Genomic DNA, 26,001 nt, shown 5'->3' with positions numbered 1-26,001 from the left:
AACGTCTCGCAGAAGATAAATTCAGTACACGAATCGGATAAAATCGGATATGTACAATGGTTTTTAACCCCTTTATAATTGAGACTGAGAATTATTATCAATTAAAAAATAGGGAGTCAGCATTAGCATTCTAAATAGATGGCTTGTTCATCACCAGTGTGTGCTCTGCTGTACAAGGAGGAAGAAACCGAATGAAATCTTTAAAAATGATGATCGTGCTGTTGCTAGCACTAGCCGTGACGGCGTGTGGCAGCGGGGCAACAGGCGGAAATGCAAGTAGTACGACGGCGTCACCAGAAGCGGCTAAGGCGACTGCTGCAGCGGCGGCGGTAGAAAAAACAATCAAGCATGCGATGGGTACAGTTACTTTGAAGAAAAAACCAGAGCGGGTAGTCGTTCTGTTCAATGGTATGACGGATATCGTTACACACTTAGGCGTCAAGCCTGTCGGTTCTGTTGAGTCATGGGAAGAGAAACCTTGGTACAACTATTTGAGATCCAATATGGAAGGGGTTAAGAATCTGGGCGAAGAAACGCAGCCGAACGTTGAGGCTATCGTAGCTTTGAAACCAGACTTGATCATTGGGACGAAAGCTCGCCACGAGAAAATTTATCCGCAATTAGAGAGCATTGCACCCACGCTCATTACGGAAGAAATTTTCGATTGGAAAGCGAATTTGAAGTATGCTTCGGATGCTCTTTATAAGGAGCAAGAAGGTGCGAAAATTATAGCGGAATGGGATAAAGGGGTAGCCGAGTTTAAACAAAAAGCTGGCAACAAACTAGCCAATGCCGAAGTTTCCATTATCCGCTTTGAGAGAGACGGCAGTGCACGTTTTTATGCAACAGGCTTTGCTGGAACGATCTTCAAGGAACTCGGCTTACCGCGTCCGAAAGCTCAAATTGTAGAAGGTAAGGCTGTAGTGAATATCACCACGAAAGAGCAAATGTCGCAGTTGGATGGCGAGTATATCTTTGATATTACACGTTTGAGTTCGGAAGAACCTGCGGTAGAGAAATCGCAGAACGATTGGACAGCGCACCCGCTCTGGAAAAATCTCAAAGGTGTGAAGAACGGTAAATACTTTAAAGTAGACACGATTACATGGAACTTAGCGGGAGGCTCCATGGCAGCGAAAGCGATGTTAGCGGATCTCTACAAATATTTTGATATTAAATAGTTAAAACACTCAGGGATGAACGTCATGTTCATTCCTTTGTTGAAATATAAGCATTAATTTGTTCCAAGGAGATTGTCATCATGAACCTTATGAATACGAGCTTATGGAAAACCGCCGGTCTGTTAGCACTGGTACTTATCCTGCTTGGAAGTTTTGCTTCCAGCATTCTGTTCGGTGCGACGCAGTTTGATTGGCATACGGCATGGGCCTCCATCTTTCATTACGACGAGAATATCAACGATCAAATCATTCTTCGCACAACGCGTGTGCCTAGGGCCTGCATTGCCGCTGCCATTGGCGCAAGCTTAGCGATCGCAGGTACGTTGATGCAGACGCTAACACGTAATCCGCTGGCTTCGCCGAGTGTGCTCGGGGTCAATGCAGGAGCAACGTTATTCGTTGTTCTTGCAGCGGTTGCGTTATCGATTTCATCGATGCAAGCCTTGATGTGGATCTCTTTTATCGGAGCGGCGGTCGGTGCCTTATCCGTGTATATTTTGGGCTCTTTTGGCCGAGATGGACTGACCCCACTCAAAATTGTGCTCGCAGGCGCAGCTATGACAGCTCTGTTCTCTTCATTCACACAAGGCATCTTGGTGCTGAACCAACAGGGGCTAAGCACGGTGCTGTTCTGGTTGACAGGTACCATTGCGGGAAGATCTCCGGATATGCTAATTACAGTAATTCCTTTCATGGCCATATGCTGGGTAGCTGCTTGGTTCATCGCGCGAGATATGAATTTACTTCTCATGGGTGAGGATACGGCCAAAGGGTTGGGTCAAAAGACGATTTGGGTCAAATCAGTCGCAGGTTTGCTCATTGTCGTGCTTGCGGGCTGCTCCGTGTCGGTCGCGGGTCCAATCGGATTCATTGGCATTGTTATTCCGCATGTCTCTCGGTTTTTCATCGGTGGCGATCATCGCTGGGTCATTCCTTATTGTGCCGTTCTGGGAGCAATTCTGCTCATACTGGCGGATTTAGCTGCAAGATTTATTATGATTCCTGAGGAAATGCCAGTCGGCGTGATGACGGCCATAATTGGTGCCCCGTTCTTTATTTATATTGCACGAAGGGGGCTTATCAAATCATGAAGGGTCATGTTCCGGTTCGATGGCGGCGCGGTGAGATTTCTTTTTTAGTCGAAAAAAAAGCGTTAAAGATATCCCTGTTGTTACTTGTGGTTTGCGTAGCCATTGCGATTGTAAGCACGGGCATGGGGGAAATGTACATATCTCCGATTGATGTTGTCAAAAGCATAATAGGCATTGGTGCGGACGATCACGCAATGGTAGTACAAAAGCTGCGCCTTCCGCGAATTATCATTTCCATGTTAGTTGGCGCTGCGCTGGCTGCGGCAGGTGCGATCATGGAGGGGATCATTCGAAATCCGTTGGCTTCCCCCGATATGATGGGTGTAACCGGTGGAGCTTCGGTGGCTGCGGTGACATTTCTCACGTACTTCAATGGCATGATCAGCATTCGGTGGCTGCCGGTATCGGCTATGCTCGGTGCTGCTGTTGTTTCTGTCATTCTGTATATGTTGGCTTGGAAAAAAGGGGTCACACCCATCCGCCTCATTCTGGTCGGCATTGGGATGTCCTCGCTCATGTCCGCTGGGACGACGATGATGATTGTTTTTAGTCCGAAGAACGATCCCGGTACAGCCTACCTATGGCTGACAGGATCGGTTTATGCGGCAAATTGGGAAAATGTGATGACGGTACTGCCATGGACGGTCATCTTGATTCCACTTGCATTTCTATTAGCACGCCATGTCAATATTGGACAGCTCGGGGATGATGTGGCCGCAAGCGCGGGAAGCGCAGTGGAGATCAACCGCTTGTTATTGCTGCTCATCAGCGTGGCGTTAGCGGGTTCAGCTGTTTCCGTAGCTGGCGCGATCGGATTCATTGGCTTAATCGCACCTCATATGGCACGCAAATGGGTAGGCTCAAGCTTTGATAGCCTTTTACCCGTCTCGGCACTGCTTGGAGGCGCAGTCGTGATGTTGGCTGATCTAGCGGGAAGAACGTTCTTCCTACCGCTCGATGTGCCAGTTGGTGTATTTACGGCAGCCGTAGGGGCACCCTTTTTCATCTATTTGCTATACACCAAGCGAAATTCAAGATAGGAGTGAAGAGTGTGCCAACCTTAGAGACCAGAAATCTCAATTTGACCTATGGCAACGAAAATATCATCGAGGGGCTAAATCTATCTATTCCCAAAGGGAAGATTACGGTACTGATCGGTTCTAATGGCTGTGGGAAATCAACACTCCTGCGTGCGATGGCTCGCTTATTGAAGCCTGCCCATGGCGAAATCATTCTGGATGGTAAGCATATCGCAGAAATTCCAACCAAGGAAATCGCGAAGCGCTTATCCATCTTACCGCAAGGCCCGATTGCCCCGGAAGGGTTAACGGTCTTTCAGTTGGTGAAACAAGGCCGGTACCCATACCAGAATTGGTTGAAGTCGTGGTCAGAAGAAGATGAGCGATGTGTGAATGAGGCTTTAGCGGTTACCAAAACAACCGAATTGGCTGAAACCGCGGTGGATTCCTTATCCGGCGGACAGCGTCAGCGGGCGTGGATCGCGATGACTCTTGCGCAAGGGACCCAAACCATCTTATTAGATGAACCTACAACGTATTTGGATATGGCTCACCAAGTGGATATTTTGGATCTGTTGTTTGAACTGAATGAACGTGAACAACGCACGATTGTGATGGTTCTCCATGATCTCAATCTCGCATGTCGATATGCCCATCATCTTGTGGCGATCAAAAATAAGTCCGTCTTTGCCCAAGGGAAGCCAGAGGATGTCATTAATTCAGAGCTTGTTCGGCATGTATTCGGAATGGAATGTGAAATTATCGGGGATCCGTTCTTCGGTACACCGATGTGTATTCCGAAAGGGAAAGGCCGGAAATCCGACAAGACCATACCTAAGAAAATAGAGGAGGAAGTGGAATATGAGCTTATCCGAAGTTAAACCAATGGGAACGGTAGCTGCACTAATTAAAGAAAGAAGAACCATTCGCGATTTCAAACAGGATCCCGTCTCGGACGCATTGCTGCTTGAGTTACTGAATGTAGCGGTTTGGGCACCTAATCATGGGAACAGACAGCCTTGGCGTTTCATTTTGTATAAAGGAGAGGGACGCGAGACATTAGCAGATGCGATGCTTCAATCCTATGATGATGAGGAGATGAGAGAAAAACACGGGAAGCCTAAGTGGAACGATTTCATGGGGATCCCCGCGCATCTCGTTGTGATTCTGAAAGAAGACTCACGTCAAAAGCAATGGGATGAAGACTATGGCGCGGTCTGCGCCCTCATCCAAAATTTCCAACTGGCTGCCTGGGAGCAAGGGCTCGGCGTCGTGTGGAAAACGAATAACTATAACTATGAAGAGGGATTCCAGCAAGTCGTTGGTTTAGCGGCAGATGAGAAAATTGTTGGCCTCCTACATGTCGGGTATCCAGCCTCCATTCCCAAAGTACAGCCGCGGCAGTCCGCAGAGGACATGCTGACGATTATTGATTCTAAATAGCACCGAATAGCCCGTGAATCGTGAAAGTGGATTCGTGGGCTTGATGTACTGGTGAACAATGCAGGAGTTATGCCAAGCTCCAGGATGAACGAATTACGAGTAGACGAATGGGATCACATGATTGATGTGAACATCAAGGGCGTTTTACACGGTATCGCCGCGGTATTGCCTACTATGCGAGAGCAGCAGTCCGGTCATATCATCAACCTATCCTCAACTTCCGGGTACCAAGTGTCCCCGACATCTGCTGTATACGCTGCTACAAAGTTTGCTGTTAGAGCCATTTCGGAGGGACTTCGTCTAGAAGAGTCAGTGACTTCGGGGATTAGATCCACCTTGATTGCTCCAGGTCTGACGAAGACAGAGCTATTTGACAGCATTACGAGCCCGGAAGTGCAAGCGATAGCCAATCAAATAAGCGGCTTAGGGATTTCTCCCAACAGTATTGCTAGAGCCATCGCGTTTGCGATTAATGAACCCGATGACACGCTCATCAGCGAAATTATGGTTAGACCGACTGCGTTAGCTTGATCATAAGTAAATTGTAATATAATTGAAATATTATATTCATCTGACATTAATGTAAGAGGACTATAATAGAACTCGACCCCCTTTTTAAATATATAACTTAGACCCTCAGCCCGTTGCTGTGGGTCACTTTTTTGTTAGATGGATTTTATGTAGTTGTTTCCCACTTTTTCACCCAAAAGAGCCAAAACCTACATTTTTTCCAGTTATTTCGAAATGTCCTCCCAAAATCACGAAGATAACTGTAGTTTCTACAGCTAATCCCAAACACATGCCTAGCTAAGGCTCTTTTAACCCCTTTTCAAATAAATGGAAACCATTTATACTGAACCTATTGATAATCATTATCAATGATAACCATGAAAGGGGTTAAAGTTGCATATGCTGCCGGTTCAAGGACAGGAATATTCCCTTCTAATGCTCTCATCCATACGCAAACGTCGTTTCCACAAACGGAACACGCTGCATAAAAAAAATATCCCAGGCGATATGCTCTTTGTTGTAACACAAGGCAGAGGCATCCTTTGCATCGATAATCAGGCTATACCGATCAAGCCGAATCAGAGCTTTTATATAGCTGGAAGTAATCCTATTGAAGTAATGCTGGAATCGGACTTTATCGAGTTCTACCTCCTAGTCATAAGACGTGTAACATTTTCCAAAAAGAAAGGCAGCTGGCATTGTGCCAATGCCGCGTCCGATCCATCCCTTTTTCAGACGGGCAAGCTGCAGTTGAAACAAGGAAAGCAGCATCTCGAAAGCATAGAGCAGCTTTATGAAGAATGCCGATCCAGGTCAGTGAAAGAGCTGAGTATACAGCTCAAATTTCAAACTCTTATCCAGGAGATGCCGGGGGAAGTATTAGAACCGATTGAGCTTGAGGATGCCTCCAAAGGCATTGATCAAAGCATCACGTATATGTACAAGCATTTTTCTCATAAAATCAAACTAGAAACCTTGTCGGACATCGCAGGATTGACGCCAACTTCCTACTCAAGAAGCTTCAAAAAAGCGAAGAACATGTCACCCGTCGAATATTTAAATCACATTCGTATAGACGCTTCGAAGGAACTATTACAACAAGATGATCCCTCGATCAAGGATATTTCATCAGCTGTTGGTTTCGGGAATGAGTTTTATTTTAGCCGAATGTTTAAGAATAGCTTTGGTATTTCACCAACGATGTATATCAAAAGGAAACAATTGAAGGTAGCTGTCGCGTCTTGTTTTCGGTTTCAGGATTGTTTGCGAGACCTTGGGGTGGAAGATACCTATGAATTGAATGGCTATCAGCATTTGGAGTTAGGCATCGAGGAGAATAAGCGGCGAATAGAAGTTCAATTAGCGGAGCTGCGTGACTGTCGACCAGAGTTAATCATTGCAGATTACAGGCATCTTCCGATTTATAATCAGTTAAAGCTCATTGCACCAACGGTCATGGTAGATTTTTCAATGGATTGGCGTGCGTACTTTATGAGGATTGCTGAGTTGGTTGGTCGGGAAAAAGAAGCGCAACAAACGTTCAGCCAACTGGATTTACGAGTGAAATTCACGAAAGACGCGTTAATGGATAAGGTTGGTCTCCAAAGTGTATCCGTCATCCGGTTGTATAGTCAGAAAATTCGCGTGCAAGGCTTGGTCGACCACCCGTTAAGTCACTTATTATATACAGAGCTTGGGTTGAAGCCAGGTAGTTGTGTTCCTTTGAACGTGAGGACCAGGGAGTTTGCGGTAGAAGTCATGCCGACATTTGATACGGATTTTCTGTTGATTGATAAACGACTTACTTCGCTAGAGGAGGCTAATCTGTACACGAATATGTTCAAAGGGACCTCTTGGGATGCGATGAAGGCTGTGCAGAACAATCAGGTTCGCGTGATTCCGAATTGGATAAGTATGAGCTGGGCACCTAGCGGTCAAAACCAAATCCTGGATGACTTGCTGCAATGGCATGCCTGAAGGCATATGCACTAGGTAATTTCGCACCATTGTTGTCCTAATTGAAGTGACGTAGCATATGTATGACATCTGCTCATTATACTTGGGATAGGAGAACATCATGGTGAGGAGAGTGCCTGCATTGTCAAATGAGTTCGTGATGCGTTCATTGGATGAGGTCCGGTTCTGGTCGCGTATTATGAAGGAGCATTCCTTGTTTCTCAAACTGGGTTTTCGATGTGAGGATACGACGTTGATCCAAGAAGCGAATCATTATTACCATATTTTTGAGGGGATCGAGGGTCGATCTCACGCGTATAACGAGTTGACAGACCCCGAACAAATTCGACGATTCAATACGGAAGTTTCTTCGGCTGCTGCACATATTTGGGCGTTCAAAAGAAAAGTTCTCGGACTCATCATCCAATGCAAGCTGCCTGGCGGTAACAACTTTCCGTTATTAGTCGACCATACGAGCCGTGAAGCTAACTATTTTCGAAATCGATTACACGAATTAAACACGGGACGATTAGAACCGTTACCCGACGCGATTATTGATGAAAATATATTTTTCTTGCGCATCATGGCGGATCACGCTAAGTTTATTGGTCATCTGCTAGACCCATCCGAACGTCAGTTAGTGGAACAAGCAAGGAATTTTAGCCATGATTTTGATACGCTGCTCTTCCAAGCTATTGATTTAAGCGGGATGAGGCCGCAATCCCAAACCGAGCCGCTGTTGGATCAGTTCCTTGACCAGAATCGTGTTTCGGTCGTAGCCCTGCGTGATTTCAAAAAGACAGCCCGCGATTTAATTGAAGCTTGCAAAATCAAGAGCATTATCCATCCTTTGTTGGCGGATCATGTGTTCCGTGAGGCCGAACGCTTCCTAGCGATTATTGATATGTTCGAGCAATGCTTAACGGGCAAGCCAGTCATGGGGATGCGGGAGGAGCATGCGGGACATTAAATAGGAGGAAAAAACTAAATCCGATAAAACTTATAGGAATATAATAAATTATGATTGACGAAGTTTCATCCAGAGTGGTACTCTAGAAATGTGACCACCGTTTGAACGGAGACGCTATTCTCTTTTGGGAGAGGAGTGTCTTTTTTTATTTTAAAAGAGGAGTTGAATGGGATGAGCCAACCGTTGTTGAAACTCGAGCATGTGAACAAAACTTTTCAGTCTAGCAAAGGGTCTGTTCAAGCCTTGCACAATATTCAGCTGCAAGTGAAAGAGGGGGAATTTATTACAGTCATAGGTCCCAGCGGCTGCGGCAAAAGCACGCTGCTCAAGATCATCGCTGGACTGGATCTTGTGCATACCGGCGAAGTTCAACTTGGCGGTCAGGTGATACAAGGACCAGGCATTGACAAGGGCTTTATTTTCCAAGAGCCAAGGCTGTTTCCGTGGTTGAATGTCGAGAAGAATATTGCCGCTGACCTTTCGCTGAGAGACCCTGAAGTGCGCAAAAAAGTAGACGAACTGATTAAGCTCGTTCGCCTGGAAGGCTTTCAGAAGTCGTTCCCGAAAGAGCTTTCAGGTGGAATGGCTCAGCGTGTCGCCATAGCAAGAGCCTTACTCCGTAATCCGAAGGTGCTGCTGCTTGACGAGCCGTTCGGTGCTCTGGATGCTTTTACGCGAACGCACTTGCAGGAAGTGTTGATTGATATTTGGCAAAAGAATAAAACAACGATGATTTTCGTCACGCATGATATTGATGAAGCGATCTACTTAGCAAATCGTGTCGTGATCCTCAAACCGCGGCCTGGTGCCATAAGGAACATTGTGCCCATCGATCTGCCGATTCCGAGAAAGAAGACGACGACGTCTTTTCAGGAGCTGCGGCTTAAGGTGCTAAGTGAATTCGAGAAAATCGAAGAGCTAGAATTAATAGATAGTTCAGGCATTTAAGGAGAAAGGAGGGGAATCTCAATGAGCCAACAAGGACAATTGGCAGGTGTTGATCAACAGAGATATAAGCAACGGTTAAATCGCGTGCTTCTTGGCGCTTTGGTACCTGTACTTGTACTGCTGACTTGGCAGCTTCTAGGCTATTTGGGTGTGATTTCATCCTTGCTATTTCCAACGCCGCTTCGCATTATGAACGCGGGCATTCGACTCATTCAAACGGGTGAGCTCTATGACAATATTAAAATTAGTGTCGTCCGAGCACTTTCAGGTTTCTTGCTAGGCGGTTCTTTGGGCCTTGCCTTCGGCATTCTCGTTGGTTTATTCCGTAGAACGGAGAAAGCGTTAGATCCCACGGTCCAAATGCTGCGCATGGTGCCTCACTTGGCGATCGCGCCATTATTTATTTTGTGGTTTGGTATTGGCGAAACGGCCAAGGTTCTCCTCATTGCCAAAGGGGCCTTTTTCCCACTTTATATCAATGCCTTCCTAGGGATTCGGGGTGTAGATAACAAACTTTTCGATGTGACACGTGTGTTAGGGTTTAGTAAATGGAAGCAAATCATCCGTTTAACGATCCCCGGAGCGCTGCCTCATATTTTACTAGGCGTTCGGATCTCATTAGGTGTGTCCTGGCTTGGGCTTGTTGTGGCTGAGCTAATGGGATCGACCGCAGGGATCGGGTATATGATGTCGGATGCGCGGCAATTTTCCAAAACACCTGTTGTGTTCGTTGGTATTCTCATATTTGCCGTTTTCGGTATCGTTGCGGACACCGCTGTGAGGCTGCTTGAACGCAAATGGCTGAGCTGGCAAGACAGCTACAAAGGACACTGATCACTAAAGGGATATCACACTAAGCTAAGGAGGAGATGGGATGAGCAATCGTGTCGAGGCACTAAGCCAAGCTACGCAAGGCATGGAGAAAGCGAGTATGCATAAGCTAGAGTTTGTTCGGATCAAATGGTTGTGGGAGAGAGTGAACGATTTCGTCATCGGCGCGATCGTGCCCTTATTACTCCTTGTTATTTGGCAAGTATCCGGGGATTTAGGGTTGTATTCACCGTCCTTTCTACCCACACCGTTACAAATTGCCGCGGAATTTCGTTCACTAATCGCTTCTGGCGAGCTGACCCAGCATCTATCGATTTCTTTGCAGCGAGCTGTCATAGGTTTTCTAATTGGAGGATCCATCGGACTGATTCTCGGCTTTCTCGTTGGTTTTGTTCAAAAACTGGAGTTCATGCTGGATCCTTCCTTTCAAATGCTGCGCATGATTCCGCATCTCGCGATTGCGCCATTAATCATACTTTGGTTCGGCTTTGGCGAGGTTTCGAAAATCGTGATCATTGCGAATGGCGCCTTTTTCCCCATGTATATTTATACCTTTCTCGGCATTCGAAATGTGGACCACAAATTATTCGAGGTCGCTCAAGTGCTGAATTTTAGCAAGTCGAAGCAAATTTTTCGATTGATTCTTCCTGCCGCCTTACCTGGTATTCTGTTAGGTTTACGCTTATCCGTGGCTATTTCTTGGCTGGGTCTCGTCGTAGCGGAGCTGATCGGTTCGCAAGAAGGGATTGGCTTTCTGATTAACTATGGCAAACAAAATTCAAGCGCAGAGCTTATTTTCGTGGGGGTCATCATTTTTGCGGTGATCGGGAAACTTGTAGATTCACTTGTGCGTTGGCTAGAAAGAAGATGGCTGAGCTGGCGAGACAGTTTTCAGGGCTAGTCGATTACTTAAAATAGTGTTGACGGCATTGAAATACGGTGCTACTATGTGTTTAATCAAAGTAAACAACTTGGTTTTATCGGTATAAAATTAAATACCTGTCCAACCGTACACACGGAGGCGTTCCTAAATAAGGAATGCCTCTTTTTTATTTTCATTCTAGAGGAGGTCATGAAGATGGCAAAGGTTTTGGAAGATAATGATTTAGGTCTCATTGCGGATGTGTTGGTAATTGGTGGAGGTCCTGCGGGAACGTGGGCGGCTCTAACGGCTGCAACGAATGGCTCCAAGGTGATCTTGGTGGATAAAGGATACTGTGGAACGAGCGGGGCAACGGCGCCATCGGGTACGGGGGTTTGGTACGTCAAGCCGGACGAGAAGTTGCGTGAGGAAGCCAGAGCGAGTCGCTATTTGTTGGGAGGCAAGCTGGCAGAGATTCCTTGGATGAATCGGGTGCTCGATCGTACCTATGCAAATATGAATAAGCTAGGCTCCATGGGGTATCCGTTTCCGAAGGATGATTTCGGCGATCCTTATAAGCGCGGCTTGCAAGGGCCTGAATATATGAAGCTCATGCGCAAATTGGTTCAAAAAGCAGGCGTACGCATCCTCGATCACAGTCCCGTGCTCGAATTGCTTGCCGATGAGCATGGCGTTGGCGGTGCAACTGGCGTGAGAACGCAGAGCGGGCAGACCTGGACAGTACGTGCGGGAGCGGTAGTGATTGCGACGGGTGGCTGTGCCTTTTTGAGCAAAGCATTAGGTACGAACGTGTTGACTGGGGATGGCTATCTATTGGCTGCTGAGGCTGGCGCTGATTTCTCCGGGATGGAATTCTCGAATGCGTATGCGATCTGCCCCACATTCTCTTCCGTAACTAAAACGGCCTACTACAAATACGCTTCCTTCTACTACGAAGATGGCTCCATCGTAGAAGGCGCAGGGTCGCAACGTGGCCGCTCGATCATTGCGCGGAATTTGCTGCAAGGCCGGCAGGTGTATGCCAGCTTGGATCAAGCGCCGGAAGAGATTCGTCCCTTACTGCGTGTGAATCAAACGAATTTCTTCCTGCCTTTCGACCGACTTGGCATCGATCCGTTCAAAGATAAATTCCCAGTCACCCTTCGCTTAGAAGGCACGGTGCGCGGAACTGGTGGTATTCGCATCGTGGATGAGCAATGTTCAACCATTGTTCCAGGTTTATATGCGGCTGGCGATGCTGCAACGCGTGAGCTGATCTGTGGAGGTTTCACAGGAGGCGGCAGCCATAATGCTGCTTGGGCGATGTCTTCGGGTTCATTTGCAGGGGAAGGTGCAGCGAAATTTGCGAAAGATCTGGGAGATAAAGCGGATAATCGTACGCTGAAAAGCGTCTCAACGACAACCTTCACGAAGTCGGGATCGGGTCAGATTTTAAGCAAAACAGGCGAAGCCATTCAAGCGGTACAAGAGGAAGTCATGCCATATGACCGCAATTTGTTTCGTACCCAGAAAGGATTGGAAGGGGCGATCAATCGTCTGGATGGGCTTTGGAATGATTTGCGTGAACGTGTGACGACGCTAGATATAGCAGGTGTTCGCCATCGTGAAGCGGCGGCTATGACAGCTACGGCCCGTCTTATGTATAACACGGCCCGCGAGCGTACCGAAACGAGAGGCATGCATAAGCGGGAGGATTTCCCAGAAATTGATGCTGACCAAGGGTACCGTTTAATTAGCGGTGGGCTGGATCAGGTATGGACGAAAAAGGCTGAAGTAAACAAGGAGGCTGTTACCCCATGATTGAGTTAGTCAGTGAGTCCAAATGTGTAGAATGCAACCTCTGCGTGTCCGTATGCCCGACGAATGTATTTGATCGTGTGGAAAATGGCATACCTGTCATTGCTCGTCAGAGTGATTGCCAGACCTGCTTTATGTGTGAGTTGTATTGCCCAGCGGATGCGCTATATGTGGCGCCGGATGCGGAAGGACCGATGCATGTGAGCGAGGAGAGCTTAGATGAACAAGGATTCTTTGGTGGTTATCGGGAGAAAGTAGGCTGGGGGAAAGGTCGTAAACCAGTTGCCGAGCACCCTTATATGTATGAATTATCGAAACTAACTACTTTTGCGTAAGACGGTGGGGACCCTTTGGTGGTCAATTTGAAAGGAGAATGCAAGATGATAGAGAGACAGAAGATGAATAAAAGGGGATTCGGACTCTTCCGTACCACACAATTGGTAATGATTCTAGCAGCCATGGTCGCTTTCTTAGCGGCCTGTGGCAATTCCGATGGAGGCGCCAAGACAGCTGGTGCTAGTGCAGCAGCGACAAGTGGAGGAGCGGCCAAGGTACAACCACCAGCAGTGATCAATTACGGATACATTGGCACGAACAAGCTGAATTTTCCAGGTGGTGCAGAGGGTTGGGGCTTATACAAAGGAATTATCCAGGAGGAGCTCAAAAAGTACGGCATCACGGAGGTCAAGCTCGTAGCTTTCCCGAATGGACCTGACCAAAGCGAGTCGTTAATTAGCGGCAGATTGGATTTCGGCAGTCTAGGCGATACGCCAGCGATGCTTGCTCGTTCGACAGGCGCGAAGACAAGAGCGATTACCCAGAACACCACAGACAATATCGGTTACTTAATTGGTAAAAAAGGTGGACCAACTACGATCGCTGATTTAAAGGGTAAAACGATCGCGATTCAAAAAGGCTCCTTCATGCACCGTTATATTGCTGGCCTCGTGAAAGAACAAAATGTGCCCGACGTGAAGTTCATCCATATGCTGCGCCCTGATGGTGAAGCAGCTTTGTCTCGTGGCGAAGTGGACGCAATGACGAACAGCGCGATTTTTGCTCTAAAACAAATTGAGAATGGATTCCCACTGATTGATGATGCCACCAAGCATCCGAATTTGATCGGAGGCAGCGTTACAGTTGTCTCTGAGGAATATCTGAAGAAGTTCCCTGATTTCCCGAAGGTTTGGAATGAAGCGAGGGAAAAAGCGCTCAAAGATTTGCAATCCAAACCAGATGAATATTACCAATACTTATCGCAATTAAATGGGTTCACACAGGAACTGAACAAGAAGGTTACACCAATCGAAACGATCAAGACGGTTAATTTTACCGATGAAGGCGTAAAGCTGCTCGAAGGTACGAAGAATTTTCTGGTTGATGAAAAGCTGGCGGAGAAGAATTTTGAACTGAATCAGTGGCTAGTTAAATAAAGGCTGCATGCTATTCGGAAAGGGAATGATGACATGACTGTATCGGCACAAGTAGCTATTCAAGCTGTATTAACCCCCGAGGTGGAGGCCAATCGTAAGGCGGATTATCCTGTGCATTCGCTGTTTCTGAATCGTTGGTCGTCGCGTGCTTTTGAAGATAAAGAGGTAACGAAAGAGACATTATATACGGTGCTTGAGGCTGCTCGCTGGGCACCTTCCAGCTCGAACTTGCAGCCATGGCGTTTCATAGTTGCCCACACAGAGGAGCAGAAACAGAAGTTTCAATCGTTTATTAAGCCGAACAATCGTTTGTGGACGGATCATGCTCCTGTTCTGTTGCTGATCTTGTCTGACAAGTTCCGCCAGGATGGTGAGCCAAGTGGTGCACATGCGTTTGATGCAGGTGCAGCTTGGGCGTCCATCGCTTTTCAAGCACACTTGTTAGGTCTGGCGACACGCGCTGTTGGCGGCTATGACAGAGAAATAGCACGTGAAGTGCTTCAAGTCCCGGCGGAGTATGAGCTTCATGCCGTGATTGCTTTGGGTTACCGTGGAGCACGTGAAACATTGGCTGAGGAATTCCAGCAGCGTGAGCTGCCGAATGGGCGACGCGCATTGAGCGAGAGTATCATCGAAGGCTCGTTCTAGTTCGATGGACCCGTGGAACCGGCAGTTTGCAGCGTTGCTCTCTGTACAATTGCTTGTATCGACTGCGCATGGCATGTTCGTTCCCCTCTTGCCCAGCTTTCTTCAGGATGTTGGGCATGTGAGTGGGGATTCGCTTTACATATGGTCAGGTGCCATATTCTCGGCCAATTTCATGATCATGATGCTGCTCATGCCTTTTCTGGGCCGCATCGGAGATCGCTACGGGCGTAAGCCTGTGATGCTCTGGTCGGGCTTGGGGATGACCCTTGTTACGGCTTGCATGTCACTAGCCACCGAGCCTTGGCAGCTGGCGCTGCTGCGATTGGCACAGGGGTGCTTCACCGGCATCCTGCCATTCACGATGGTGCTGATATTGATCGGCGCTGCCAAGAATAAGGTTGGCGTTTCGGCTGGCACCATGCAAATGATGGGCGAGACCGGTTCGCTAATCGGACCCCTGATTGCGTCCTCGTTGCTTACATTTTACTCGGTACGAGGCGCGTATCCGGCTATGAGTGTGTGCATTTTGCTTGCGACCGTCAGCGTATTCTTCTTTGTCAAAGAAGGTCCCCGTGCACCTATCGTTTCTAAAATGGAAAGGAGCACATTGGTATCGGACTGGAAGCACATTTGGCGGATGAAGCCGCTCCCTTCGCTGCTCCTCAGCGCCTTATGCATTAATTTCGCGCTAGTTGGGACGAATCCAATCATCCCTTACTACGTGCGGCAATCCACGCATACACTCACCTTTCTCAACGATCAATGGCTGCTCGGCATCACCTTATCGGCGACGTCTCTCGCCGTTATTGTTTTCTCCCCGTTGCTGGGCATGCTCTCCGATCGCGTAGGACCTATATTGTTGCTCAAAATAGCGACCAGCACCGCGTTTCTTCTCTGTATCGTGCAAGCTGTGACGCACTTTTATCCGCTCATTCTTGCGTGTCGGTTTACGCTCGGCCTGTGCGTAGCGGGCATGATGCCCAACATTCAAGCCCAGGTGCGGGGCTTAGTCCGCAAGGGGATGGAGGGACAGACCTTCGCCATGGTGAACTCATGGATGTTTCTTGGCTGCCTAACCGGGCCACTTCTCGGTGGCGTTATCGTCGCTCATTTTGGCATTCGTGGCTGGTTTATTACGGCTATGCTCGTCTTTGGCGTTAGTTGTTGGCAAGCTTTTCACATTGGAAGATTTCGGTCGCAGAAGGCGGAGATGGAGGTTGTTCAAGCTGTGCCGCGCGTGTCGACAACTACAAATTAGAGCGATTAAAACGAAGCGAGCCCTTTTGGGGCTCGTTTTTTGCGTGATGGGATGTGGTTAGATGAGATTTGATGAGATGAAATGGAATGAGCGTCGGGGGACGGTTGTAGATACAACAGAATGGATAGCCTATCAGAGTTGCATGCTTTGGCGAAATAGGAACGAGGTTCCGCTGTTTTCACGAAAATGGCAAATTTACCTTAATATCCCATCATTGCGTCCCCCCCCTTTTTACTTTCACCTCAAGGCATGATAATTTTATAAGTTAGAAGCAGAGCATTTTGAATTTAATGTTTCGTCCCCTTTGATAAGATGATGACAAGAACAACAATAGAGTAATGAGAGGGGCAACAATCGTATGAAAAAACTTAGTCAAACAGTCGTAAGCGCTATCGTAGTTGGTGGATTGCTGGCGGGATGTTCTTCCCAAAGTGAGAGTGGAAGCACATCAAGCACATCTTCGTCATCAGTACCAAGCCAAACAGACACAGCCGTGAAGAAAGAAGAAAAAGTAAAACTCACGTTCTGGAGAAACTCGGGGAATGATACGGAGAATGCAGCTTACGACAAGTTAGTAGCCTCTTTTATGCAGAAGTATCCGAATATTTCCGTGGAAATGACACCGATTCCATACTCGGATTATGACACGAAATTACGCGTATCCATCGCTTCCGGAAGTCCACCTGACATCATGGCTCTTGATGCGCCAACCGTTGGTTCGTATGCGAACGCGGGAGCTCTTAAGCCGTTGACGACGTACTTCAAGACAGACGGCAATATGGATGATGTTCCGAAATCAACACTAGCTACCTACACGTATCAAAATGAAATCTACATGGCACCGCTGACCGAGTCTTCCATTGCGATGTTCTATAACAAAAAGCTTTTCCAAGCGAAAGGCATTCCGCTTCCTTCCAAAAACCCTGATGAACCATGGACATGGGATCAAGTATTGGATGCTGCGAAGAAAGTGAATGATCCTGCGAACGGAATCTTCGGTATCGATCCTGCGCAAGGCTTTGGTAACGCAGGGGGGACAGCCTACTTCAAATATCCGATCATTTGGCAGCTGGGCGGCGAGATTATGAGCCCAGACGGTAAGACGTCCAAAGGCTACTTAGATTCACCACAAACGAAAAAAGCCGTACAGTTCTTCTCCGATTTGTACAACAAAGATAAAGTATCTGCATTGGAGTATCCACCAGATCCGTTCCCGAACGGCAAGCTGGCCATTACAATTGACGGCTCGTGGTCCTTGGCTAATTTGAAGGAGAAATTCCCTAATTTCAAATTGGGNTAGATTCACCACAAACGAAAAAAGCCGTACAGTTCTTCTCCGATTTGTACAACAAAGATAAAGTATCTGCATTGGAGTATCCACCAGATCCGTTCCCGAACGGCAAGCTAGCCATTACAATTGACGGCTCGTGGTCCTTGGCTAATTTGAAGGAGAAATTCCCTAATTTCAAATTGGGTGAAGACTATGATATTGCCCCATTGCCAAAAGGAACAGCGNATTGACGGCTCGTGGTCCTTGGCTAATTTGAAGGAGAAATTCCCTAATTTCAAATTGGGTGAAGACTATGATATTGCCCCATTGCCAAAAGGAACAGCGCAAGCAGTAGCCAACGGCAGCTGGGCCCTCGGTATTTCAGGGAAAAGTAAGCATCCAGATGAAGCCTGGAAGTTCATTAATTGGGTTACTGGGGAAGAAGGACAGAAAACGTATGCAGGAATGACGAAGGATATCCCATCCCGTTATTCTTCTGCAAAGGCGTTCCCTGAGCTGAATGAGTATCCGAAGAACATCTTCGTTATTCAGAATCAGAAGTACGGAAGACCGCGCCCAATCACGCCGATCTTCCCGCAAATGTCAGATGCTGTGAACAAAATGTTTGAGGATGTCACGATCGGCAAAAGAAACATTGATGCTTCCATCGCAGATGCCATTACGACAATTGATAAAGCGTACGCAGATGTTCTAGCACAGAAGAAGTAAGCAGCTCCAGATAAGTGAGACGAATCATTTTAATGATCGTCTCTTTGTCGTTGTTACGACAGACGGCCCGGGGTATGATATAAAGGATCAGACAGAACGGGGGAATAACATGTTTTTCTCATTGAGGAGCCGTTTGATGGCGGTTTTCTCGGTTCTATTGCTTCTCCCTTTTGCCACTTTGGCCTATATCCTTAGTGAAGAAGCGACCAAGTCAATCAAGTCGTCGATCGAAGCTTCAACATCGCAAACGATCGAGCAGTTCGCCTCGCATGTCGGGACGTTGCTTACGCAGGTCGAGGATACGGGCAATCAGGTGGTGAGCGCCAGAACGACGCAGGATTGGTTGACCGTACATTTGAACCCAGATAGTACGATTCAGGAACGCGTTCTCACGAAGCAACGTTTGCGAGAGTATTTCTCCTCCTATGGGGTGAACAATTCCAGTGGCATTTCGATCAGTGCGTTCGCCGAGGATGCTGGCGGTGTGTGGACGCAGGATAGAACCTACAAGAACAGCGCGTGGTTTCAGGATTTTATGAATGAAAACAAGCGTTGGACGACCGCACACAAGGATGTCGATCAGTCGGATGATTTTATGAGAGCTCGATTGATTAATAGCTTCCTTTTCCCACTCGTACAATTGCAATCGCTAAAAAATATGGGCTTCATCAAAGTGAATTATCCAACAACCCTGCTTCGCAATGCCATTGAAAAGATTCATGTGGGGAAGACGGGGAAGGTCGTTTTGCTGACGCATGACGGCAACAGTGTGCTGGATCAGAATCTATCTGAAGACAAGGACATGCTGGGGAAGGGGCTTCAGCAGATCGATGCACGTTTTGACGGGGAAGCTAGTGGAATTTTTCCAATGGAGGCGAAAGGAGGGACGAATCTGCTCTTTTTCCGCAAGCTGCCTGCTCAGAATTGGACGATTATCGGAAGTGTGCCTGAGGCTGAATTGTATGAAAAAATCACACACATTCGCCAAACGATGCTTGTTGTTAGCTTTTTGTTGCTGATCGTTGCGATACTAACAGCCTTTTGGCTGTCCGCAGGCATTACCAAGCCGCTGAGCGTGATGGGGAGAGCAATGAGGCATGTAGAGCGCGGGGAGTTTCATCAGGCGCTGCACGTGATGCCGAAGGTTGGGCAGGGCCATAGTGAAGTGAACTATGTGACAAGGGTGTTCGAGCAGATGACCCATCGGCTGCGCTATTTAATCGAGACAGAGTTCGAGACGAACTTGCGGAGGAAAAATGCCGAGTACAAAGCACTGCTGCTGCAAATCAATCCGCATTTTTATAATAATACGCTTGAAATCATTAGCGGTCTTGCCGCGATGAAGAGGGAAGACCTTGTAATGGATGCGACGGAAGCTTTGGGCAAAATGATGAGATATTCCCTCAACCTGGGTAGTGATTTGGTCCGAGTAGTGGAAGAAATGGCATATATTCGGGATTATTTGTTCATCCTTCATTTGAGGCATGAGGAAAGATTACAGATTGTGATTGAAGAAGATCCCGCGGCAAACCAGTTCTTAATCGCGAAATTCATCATTCAACCACTGGTAGAAAATGCGGTGAAGTATAGCTTAGAAAAGGACGGCGTCGCGCAGGTTACCCTAAGGACGAAGTTGCAGGAGGATAAATTGCTGATCTCCGTGAAGGATAATGGCATTGGTATGTCTGCTGAATTGGTCCGAAGTCTACTAGAAGAGATCAAAACAGGTGATTCTGTTGCGATTCTCAGTACCGAGGGGCAAAGTATCGGGCTTCGCAATGTGTTATCCCGATGTCGGCTGAATTATGGCGAACAATTTCAGTTAGAGCTGCATGCCAAGCTGGGTGAGGGGACGGAATTGAACTTAATTCTGCCGTTGATAAGGAGCTGACAACCGAGATGTACAGAATCATGCTGATTGATGATGAGGTCGGCGTTCGTAATAGCATTAAAGCCAAAATTGATTGGATATCCGCCGGGTTCGAAATTGCGCAGGAAGCGGCTAATGGCCTGGAAGCCTTGCAGTTTCTGGAAGCACATCCGCTGCCGGATGTTGTTATTACAGACGTTCGCATGCCGCAAATGGACGGGATTGCCTTAGTTAGCGCATGCAAGGAAAAGTACCCTGCGCTTCGTATCATTGTGCTCTCGGGCTACTCGGATTTTGAATATATGAAGGCTGCTATTCAGCTCGGGGTGAAGGATTATCTGCTCAAACCTGTGGTTCGCAGTGAGCTAACGGCACTTCTCGGCAAGCTAGCCGCGGAGTTGGAAGAGGATCGCAATCGCTTGCGGGAGCAAGATCAAGAGGAAATCAAAAACCATCAGCAACTGGGGCTGATGCAAGAGCAGCTTCTTTGGCAGCTGGTGAAGGATGAATGGTTCAGCGTGTCTACCATGAAGGAACGGATGGAGCAGCTGCAATTATCAGCGTTAGCAGTTGATGATGTTCATGTTCAATTTGTAACTGTAGAGATGCGAATCCCACCAGGGCGCTTGGACGATTGGAGTGAGCGGAAAGACTTGCTGTATTTAGCTTTTCAGATGTTGTGTCGGGAGTCCGCGCAGAAATGGGAGCATATCTATCCGTTCTACGCGATGAGTCACCCTGGAATGATACATTTTCTCATACGAGTTCAAATTGCCGAGTATGATCGCTTCTTGGCTGAATTCGTGCGTAAGCTGAAACGGGACATCCAAAGCTACCTCAAAGTAGACTGTGTTCTTGGTATTGGCGAGCCTATCAACGGTTTGAGGCAGCTCAAAAATGGCTACGCATCTAGCATGCTTGCCTGGAGCCAGGGCACGATTCATTCCGATAAAGCGGGCCCGGATCGGAATATGCTCGCCATGACGCATAGCTTTTCACCTGAGGTGGAGAAAAAGCTGATGCAAACCATCGAAAATCTCGATATGCCAGCTTTTACGAAGCAGTTACAAGCCATTTTCTCCGCGGATCGAGATACGCCAATGTTTGTGTTCACCTTTTTGGCGCTGCGCATGATTCTCCTGTTTAACGCCGTTGCCAAGAAATTTGAGCTAGGGGATGCGTCCCTGCAGAGCTATCTCTGGAACTGCCAGATGAGTGTGAGAGATTACTCCTCTCGGGAGCAAGTGCTCGACCAGCTGCACGACATGGCCCGACTAGTCATGGAAGAAGTGAGGAAAACTAGGTTCTCCAGTGGTCAGCAAATGATGGAAGCCATTCGCAATTACGTGGATGAGAACTTTTCTTATGAGCTCACGCTGGCCTCGTTGGCCAACATGTTTCATCTGAATGAAACGTATTTATCTGGACTGTTCAAGCAAAGTGTGGGTGTAACTTTTAGTGACTATATCACGAGGCTGCGTCTGAATAGGGCAGCGGATTTGCTCAAAGAAAGTGAACTCAAGCTAACGGATATTGCTACGTTGGTGGGATATTCTAGCTCGAGCTATTTCAGTACGGCTTTCAAGAAGTTCTACGGGAAGGGACCGAAGGAGTATCGGGAGGAGGGTCAAAGTAAATCTTTATAGTTTTGTGCACCATACATGATACGCATAATTACAACATGTTTTTCTAACTCATTGACAAGATAAAATACAAGATAATTATCAACGATTAACTTACGATATCCTCTGGATTTTAGAGACTCTTCTAACAAAAAGCTTCCTGAGTACGGGAATCCTGCGAGGCTCATAATACTGGATTCAATTTTTGCTAGAAGGTTGTCTGCCGCAGCTTGAGCAAATAAGTTATGTGATACATAACTGTAAATCTGCTCAAGATCATCACTTGCTAATGGTGTGAATTTCAAACCATAATCATTTGTTTGCATATTTGTCTCGCAGCCTTTTAAAAACTGCCTCACCTTCTAATAAAGGTTGACCCTCAGCAATTTGCTTTTCAGCTTCAGCTAACTTTTTATAAACGTCAACTAGCGCAAGTTGACGTTCATAGGTTTCAATACTCATTACGACTAAGTCACCATATCCGTTCTTAGTGATAAAAATGGGTTCGTCTTGTTTATGACAAAGCTCCGAGATTTCAGTTGTATTTCTTAAATCCGTTATCGGTCTAATATGCGGCATAATCTAATCCACCTTTCCATTTTTAATAATGACATTATTATAGCATTATTATGTACAACGTTCAATTCCGATAACCATGAACGGGCTTACATACTCTCATCTAACGGATGAGAGTATTTTTTGTTTTTTGTCTGTTGACGAGTGCAATCGCGTCACTCCCTGCAAATCATTTTAAAACACAACTCCCAAGGATATTGAAATCTTTCTATTCGCTGACTCGGTACAATAACGATACATCATAATAGACAGTGGATTAGAGGGAGGAACCATGCGGAAGAAAATAGGGTTATGGGTGGCAGGTAGTGCCGCGATCGTACTTCTGGGTTGGGGGGTGACGGCTCTGGTAGCAGGTAATGACAAATCGACGGACGCATCGGAGGAAACAGCTTTCTCTTATGCGAAGGATCCGACTTATTATACGGAAAAGTTTCGCCCGCAGTATCACTTATCACCAGAGTCAGGAAATCTAAGTGACCCGAATGGGATGGTGTATTTTGAAGGGGAGTATCATCAGTTCTATCAAAACAGCGGCCAATGGGGTCACGCGGTTAGTCGGGATTTGATTCATTGGGAACATCTGGCGGTCGCGCTAGCTAGGGATTCGCTCGGTGAAATTTGGTCAGGCAGCGCGGTTGTGGACGCGAAGGATACGAGTGGATTCTTTGGCGGCAAGGCGGGACTAGTCGCGGTTTTTACGCATTTCAAAGGCGGCCTGCAATCTCAAAGCCTTGCCTATAGCACTGACAAGGGGCGTACATGGACCAAATATGAAGGGAATCCAGTTATTCCGAATCCGGGCTTGAAAGATTTCCGAGACCCCAAAGTGATCTGGCACGAGCCGACGAAATCCTGGGTGATGGTAGTGTCTGTGGATAACCGAGTTCAATTCTACACATCGCCTGACCTGAAAGCATGGAAGCTCGCAAGTGAGTTTGGACGCGATCAAGGCTCCCATGCAGCGGTTTGGGAATGTCCGGACTTGTTTGAGTTGTCTGTAGAGGGCAGCAAAACGAAGAAATGGGTATTAGCCGTAAGCATCGGCAGCAACAGCACAACCAAAGGCTCAACGGCTCAATACTTCGTCGGTACGTTCGACGGCCGTACGTTCAAGAACGATAACCCAGCTTCCGATGTCTTGTGGACGGATTATGGGAAGGATTTCTATGCGGCTGTGTCTTATTCGGATATTCCGGCAAAAGATGGACGTCGCATCTGGCTGGGCTGGATGTCCAACTGGCGTTATCCATTCGCAATGCCAACGGGAGCTTGGAAGGGCAATATGTCGATCCCCCGTGAGCTGCGGTTGAGGAATATCCCTGATCAAGGCATACGCTTGATTCAGGAGCCGATCCAAGAATTGCAGACGCTGCGCGGCAAAGAAGTGATCGTGACGAAACAGGAGTTAATGTCAGGAGTGAATCCTTTTGATCGTGTAAAAGGAACTTCATATGAACTAGTCTCGGAGCTCACTGTTCAGCCAAATAGTAAAGTAGAATTCCAACTTCGTAAAGGAACCGATCAGGCAACGAACGTCACCTATGACGCTCACGCTGAAAAGCTAACGATTGATCGAACTCACTCTGGGATCAGCTCATTCGAGAAAGGCTTCGCCGAACAAGTGTCGGCACCGCTGAGGCTGAAGAACGGAAACCTCAAACTTCAATTTTTCGTGGATGAGGCTAGTTTAGAGGTATTTGCCAATGATGGCGAGGCTGTTGTCTCTAGCCTGATCTTCCCTGATCCTACGAGCAATCGACTGGAGCTGAGTGCAACTGAAGGGAATGTCACGTTGGAAAAAGCGAAGTTTTATCCAATGGGGACGGTTTGGCGTAAGGAAGATGTGAACGGTACATCGCCAAGGAGAGTAGTGTTGAACAATACTACGCTTGATGTAGAGGTGAACAGGAGCCAACACATCGCAGCCTCCGTAATTCCACTGAGCGCACCACAAGAGCTGAAGTGGACATCTAGCGATGATGGAATCGCGTCCGTTTCAGTGGATGACGGAGGGGCAACGGTGAAAGGTGTCAAGACTGGGCAGGCTGAAATCAAGGCGACTAGCCAAGATGGGACAGTCATGTCGAGTCTCCAAGTGTATGTTTTTGATGGTAAATGACAGATGTGAATGGAGAGGTGAGTTATGGCTACTGCAGAAACGATGGAAACAGTAAAAACTGTTAGTTCAAGCAAAAAAAAATCGCAAAGCTTTCGCAAGCACGAGCAAGCTACTGCATTCTGGTTTATATTCCCAGCAATAGCCTTGCTGTTAGTCTTCGTGTTTTATCCTATGCTGCAAGCTTTTCTGATCAGTTTCAAAAACTACTCCTTAGTCGGCGCAGGCGATGTGTTCGTCGGCATGGACAATTATGTGCATTTGATGAAGGATCGCGCCTTTTTTAATAGCTTGAAGCACTCCTTTTATTTTGCTCTAATTGTCATTCCGATTCAAACGAGCATCGCGCTAGGACTAGCCCTATTGATTCAGAAGAAAACTGCAACATCCGGGCTGTTTCGAACGCTTTATTTTATCCCGGTTATTATTTCAACTGCGGTGGCGGCAACGGTTTTCAAACTCATTTATAACAAAGAATTTGGCATCCTGAACAGTGTGCTCAAAGCGCTGCACATGCCGGTAACAAGCTTCCTATCTGATCCGAAAACAGCGATGAACGGTATTATTGTGCTCGGCATTTGGAAGGGCGCTGGTTTTTTCATGATTATTTTCCTTGCAGGCTTGAACAATATCTCGCCCGATCTCTATGAAGCAGCCAGAGTGGATGGCGCATCACGGATACAGCAGTTTGTCAAAATCACGCTTCCTTTATTGAATCGGACAATGGCCTTCGTGGTCATCATGACCACAATCGATGCAATCAAGCTTTCGGGCTTAGTCTTCGTACTGACAAATGGTGGACCCAATAGCTCAACAGAGACGGTAGTTTTCTATATCTACAAGCAGGCTTTTACGCAAATGAGGATGGGGTACGCGACGGCGGCGGCTTTTGTGTTGTTCGCGATTGTATTGACGATTTCGCTGATCCAAATGAAGCTTTTTAACAAAGACACAGACTAACAACGAGGAGGGATTCGCTGTGAAGAGGCTAACAAACGTCGTAACGATGATCGTCATGATCGTAATTGCTCTGATTTCTGTCGCTCCTATCCTATGGATGGTTACTGGCGCTTTTCGACCATACCAGGAGCTTTTCAAATATACATCCTTGAATATTCACTTACTAGTTCCTGTAGAATGGACGTGGAAGAACTTTCATAATGTCATTTTCAATACGCGAAATCCGTTCTTACGCTATATCTGGAATACCATGCTCGTGGCTTCCATCGTAACGATGCTGGTGCTGATCATTAATTCGATGGCGGCATTTGCGTTTGCGAAGCTCAGATTTCCATTTAAAACGATTGCATTTGCTCTATTTATGTCAGCGATGATCATCCCAGGCGAAGTAACACTCGTACCTAACTATTTGCTGATGCATGATTTAGGTTGGCTCAATTCTTATAAAGCACTGATTATTCCTTCGATGTTGTCCGTGTTCGGCATCTTTATGCTGAGGCAATTTTTCGCAGAGGTTCCAAACGAAATGATGGAAGCTGCCCGCATTGACGGAGCGAGCTTGCCGCGTACTTTTGTAGCAATCGTACTGCCAGCCGCCGTGCCTGCGCTAATTACGCTCGGACTGATGACTTTCCTAGGAAACTGGGACTCCTATTTGTGGCCGCTCATTGTGATCAATGATCAGAAAATGCAGATGATCCAAGTCGGGATCTCCACGTTTTCCTCGAATGAGGGGACGGATTGGTCCAAGGTTTTGGCAGCAAATACGTTGTCTACCGTACCGATTCTTGTGCTGTTTCTATTTCTACAGCGTTACTATATTCAAGGGATTACGATGTCGGGTATCAAGGGGTAGATGGTTAAGGGTAAAAAGAAAGGAGCTGAGGGCA

The 26,001-nt window shown here is 47.1% G+C and carries 24 protein-coding genes and 1 pseudogene; 23 read left to right on the top strand and 2 right to left on the bottom strand.

What is annotated here, in order from left to right:
- Window positions 1-191 precede the first annotated feature (191 nt).
- The 20 genes and pseudogenes from ASG89_RS03310 (at window position 192) to ASG89_RS03215 (ending at window position 21,483) form a co-directional block, all read left to right on the top strand.
- On the top strand, window positions 192-1,181 hold the full coding sequence (locus ASG89_RS03310) for an ABC transporter substrate-binding protein (RefSeq protein ID WP_057308883.1): 990 nt from the start codon (window positions 192-194) through the stop codon (window positions 1,179-1,181).
- A gap of 80 nt (window positions 1,182-1,261) precedes the next feature.
- Entirely contained in the window at window positions 1,262-2,272 is a 1,011-nt protein-coding gene (locus ASG89_RS03305; RefSeq protein ID WP_057308882.1) for a FecCD family ABC transporter permease, read from the top strand.
- Window positions 2,269-3,312 carry a FecCD family ABC transporter permease gene (locus ASG89_RS03300; RefSeq protein WP_057308881.1) on the top strand — a complete coding sequence of 348 codons (1,044 nt, stop codon included), beginning with the start codon at window positions 2,269-2,271 and terminating at the stop codon, window positions 3,310-3,312. The genes ASG89_RS03305 and ASG89_RS03300 overlap by 4 nt, the downstream gene beginning before the upstream one ends.
- A gap of 11 nt (window positions 3,313-3,323) precedes the next feature.
- Window positions 3,324-4,172, top strand: coding sequence for an ABC transporter ATP-binding protein (locus ASG89_RS03295; RefSeq protein WP_057308880.1), 849 nt, complete (start codon window positions 3,324-3,326; stop codon window positions 4,170-4,172).
- On the top strand, window positions 4,153-4,734 hold the full coding sequence (locus tag ASG89_RS03290; RefSeq protein WP_057308879.1) for a nitroreductase: 582 nt from the start codon (window positions 4,153-4,155) through the stop codon (window positions 4,732-4,734). The genes ASG89_RS03295 and ASG89_RS03290 overlap by 20 nt, the downstream gene beginning before the upstream one ends.
- A gap of 30 nt (window positions 4,735-4,764) precedes the next feature.
- Window positions 4,765-5,265: an SDR family oxidoreductase gene (locus ASG89_RS03285; protein WP_268795578.1), complete on the top strand. Its 501-nt coding sequence runs from the start codon at window positions 4,765-4,767 to the stop codon at window positions 5,263-5,265.
- Window positions 5,266-5,643: 378 nt separating this feature from the next.
- Complete coding sequence (locus tag ASG89_RS03280) at window positions 5,644-7,221, top strand: helix-turn-helix domain-containing protein (RefSeq protein ID WP_057308877.1); 1,578 nt, start codon at window positions 5,644-5,646, stop codon at window positions 7,219-7,221.
- Window positions 7,222-7,321: 100 nt separating this feature from the next.
- Window positions 7,322-8,170: a DUF2935 domain-containing protein gene (locus tag ASG89_RS03275; RefSeq protein ID WP_057308876.1), complete on the top strand. Its 849-nt coding sequence runs from the start codon at window positions 7,322-7,324 to the stop codon at window positions 8,168-8,170.
- Window positions 8,171-8,341: 171 nt separating this feature from the next.
- Window positions 8,342-9,118, top strand: coding sequence for an ABC transporter ATP-binding protein (locus ASG89_RS03270; protein ID WP_057308875.1), 777 nt, complete (start codon window positions 8,342-8,344; stop codon window positions 9,116-9,118).
- A 21-nt stretch (window positions 9,119-9,139) separates the two neighbouring features.
- Window positions 9,140-9,952 (top strand): ABC transporter permease, encoded by an 813-nt coding sequence (locus ASG89_RS03265; RefSeq protein WP_057308874.1) that lies wholly within the window; start codon window positions 9,140-9,142, stop codon window positions 9,950-9,952.
- 40 nt (window positions 9,953-9,992) lie between these two features.
- Window positions 9,993-10,850, top strand: coding sequence for an ABC transporter permease (locus tag ASG89_RS03260; protein WP_057308873.1), 858 nt, complete (start codon window positions 9,993-9,995; stop codon window positions 10,848-10,850).
- Between the two features lie 177 nt (window positions 10,851-11,027).
- Window positions 11,028-12,632: an FAD-dependent oxidoreductase gene (locus ASG89_RS03255; RefSeq protein WP_057308872.1), complete on the top strand. Its 1,605-nt coding sequence runs from the start codon at window positions 11,028-11,030 to the stop codon at window positions 12,630-12,632.
- Window positions 12,629-12,964, top strand: coding sequence for a ferredoxin family protein (locus tag ASG89_RS03250; RefSeq protein WP_057308871.1), 336 nt, complete (start codon window positions 12,629-12,631; stop codon window positions 12,962-12,964). The genes ASG89_RS03255 and ASG89_RS03250 overlap by 4 nt, the downstream gene beginning before the upstream one ends.
- Window positions 12,965-13,009: 45 nt before the next feature.
- Window positions 13,010-14,062 (top strand): ABC transporter substrate-binding protein, encoded by a 1,053-nt coding sequence (locus ASG89_RS03245; protein ID WP_082592679.1) that lies wholly within the window; start codon window positions 13,010-13,012, stop codon window positions 14,060-14,062.
- Window positions 14,063-14,095: 33 nt separating this feature from the next.
- On the top strand, window positions 14,096-14,710 hold the full coding sequence (locus tag ASG89_RS03240; protein WP_057308870.1) for a nitroreductase family protein: 615 nt from the start codon (window positions 14,096-14,098) through the stop codon (window positions 14,708-14,710).
- A gap of 4 nt (window positions 14,711-14,714) precedes the next feature.
- Window positions 14,715-15,968: an MFS transporter gene (locus ASG89_RS03235; protein WP_057308869.1), complete on the top strand. Its 1,254-nt coding sequence runs from the start codon at window positions 14,715-14,717 to the stop codon at window positions 15,966-15,968.
- A 358-nt stretch (window positions 15,969-16,326) separates the two neighbouring features.
- Window positions 16,327-17,264: pseudogene (locus ASG89_RS03230) on the top strand (ABC transporter substrate-binding protein); the annotation flags it as partial.
- Between the two features lie 220 nt (window positions 17,265-17,484).
- The coding region (locus ASG89_RS03225; RefSeq protein WP_235549578.1) for an extracellular solute-binding protein at window positions 17,485-17,967 on the top strand (483 nt) is incomplete at its 5' end.
- A gap of 136 nt (window positions 17,968-18,103) precedes the next feature.
- Window positions 18,104-19,858 (top strand): sensor histidine kinase, encoded by a 1,755-nt coding sequence (locus ASG89_RS03220; RefSeq protein WP_235549577.1) that lies wholly within the window; start codon window positions 18,104-18,106, stop codon window positions 19,856-19,858.
- 8 nt (window positions 19,859-19,866) lie between these two features.
- Window positions 19,867-21,483, top strand: a complete 1,617-nt coding sequence (locus ASG89_RS03215) for a response regulator transcription factor (RefSeq protein ID WP_057308866.1) — start codon at window positions 19,867-19,869, stop codon at window positions 21,481-21,483.
- Here the strand turns inward: ASG89_RS03215 and ASG89_RS03210 are convergent.
- Together ASG89_RS03210 and ASG89_RS03205 are read right to left on the bottom strand one after the other, a co-directional pair.
- Complete coding sequence (locus tag ASG89_RS03210) at window positions 21,465-21,785, bottom strand: type II toxin-antitoxin system RelE/ParE family toxin (RefSeq protein WP_057308865.1); 321 nt, start codon at window positions 21,783-21,785, stop codon at window positions 21,465-21,467. The genes ASG89_RS03215 and ASG89_RS03210 overlap by 19 nt on opposite strands.
- Window positions 21,772-22,038 carry a type II toxin-antitoxin system Phd/YefM family antitoxin gene (locus ASG89_RS03205; protein WP_057308864.1) on the bottom strand — a complete coding sequence of 89 codons (267 nt, stop codon included), beginning with the start codon at window positions 22,036-22,038 and terminating at the stop codon, window positions 21,772-21,774. Before ASG89_RS03205 ends, ASG89_RS03210 begins: the two co-directional genes overlap by 14 nt.
- Window positions 22,039-22,306: 268 nt before the next feature.
- On the opposite strand from ASG89_RS03205, the gene ASG89_RS03200 reads away from it, so the two are divergent.
- The 3 genes from ASG89_RS03200 to ASG89_RS03190 are packed head-to-tail and all read left to right on the top strand — an operon-like array spanning window position 22,307 to window position 25,967.
- Window positions 22,307-24,154 (top strand): GH32 C-terminal domain-containing protein, encoded by a 1,848-nt coding sequence (locus tag ASG89_RS03200; RefSeq protein WP_057308863.1) that lies wholly within the window; start codon window positions 22,307-22,309, stop codon window positions 24,152-24,154.
- A gap of 24 nt (window positions 24,155-24,178) precedes the next feature.
- Complete coding sequence (locus ASG89_RS03195) at window positions 24,179-25,111, top strand: carbohydrate ABC transporter permease (protein WP_235549576.1); 933 nt, start codon at window positions 24,179-24,181, stop codon at window positions 25,109-25,111.
- A gap of 19 nt (window positions 25,112-25,130) precedes the next feature.
- Window positions 25,131-25,967 carry a carbohydrate ABC transporter permease gene (locus ASG89_RS03190; protein WP_235549575.1) on the top strand — a complete coding sequence of 279 codons (837 nt, stop codon included), beginning with the start codon at window positions 25,131-25,133 and terminating at the stop codon, window positions 25,965-25,967.
- Window positions 25,968-26,001: the final 34 nt, after the last annotated feature.

This window comes from Paenibacillus sp. Soil766, assembly GCF_001428105.1.
In the GTDB taxonomy this organism is placed as follows: domain Bacteria; phylum Bacillota; class Bacilli; order Paenibacillales; family NBRC-103111; genus Paenibacillus_E.
This window is presented reverse-complemented; position numbering and strand designations above follow the sequence as displayed.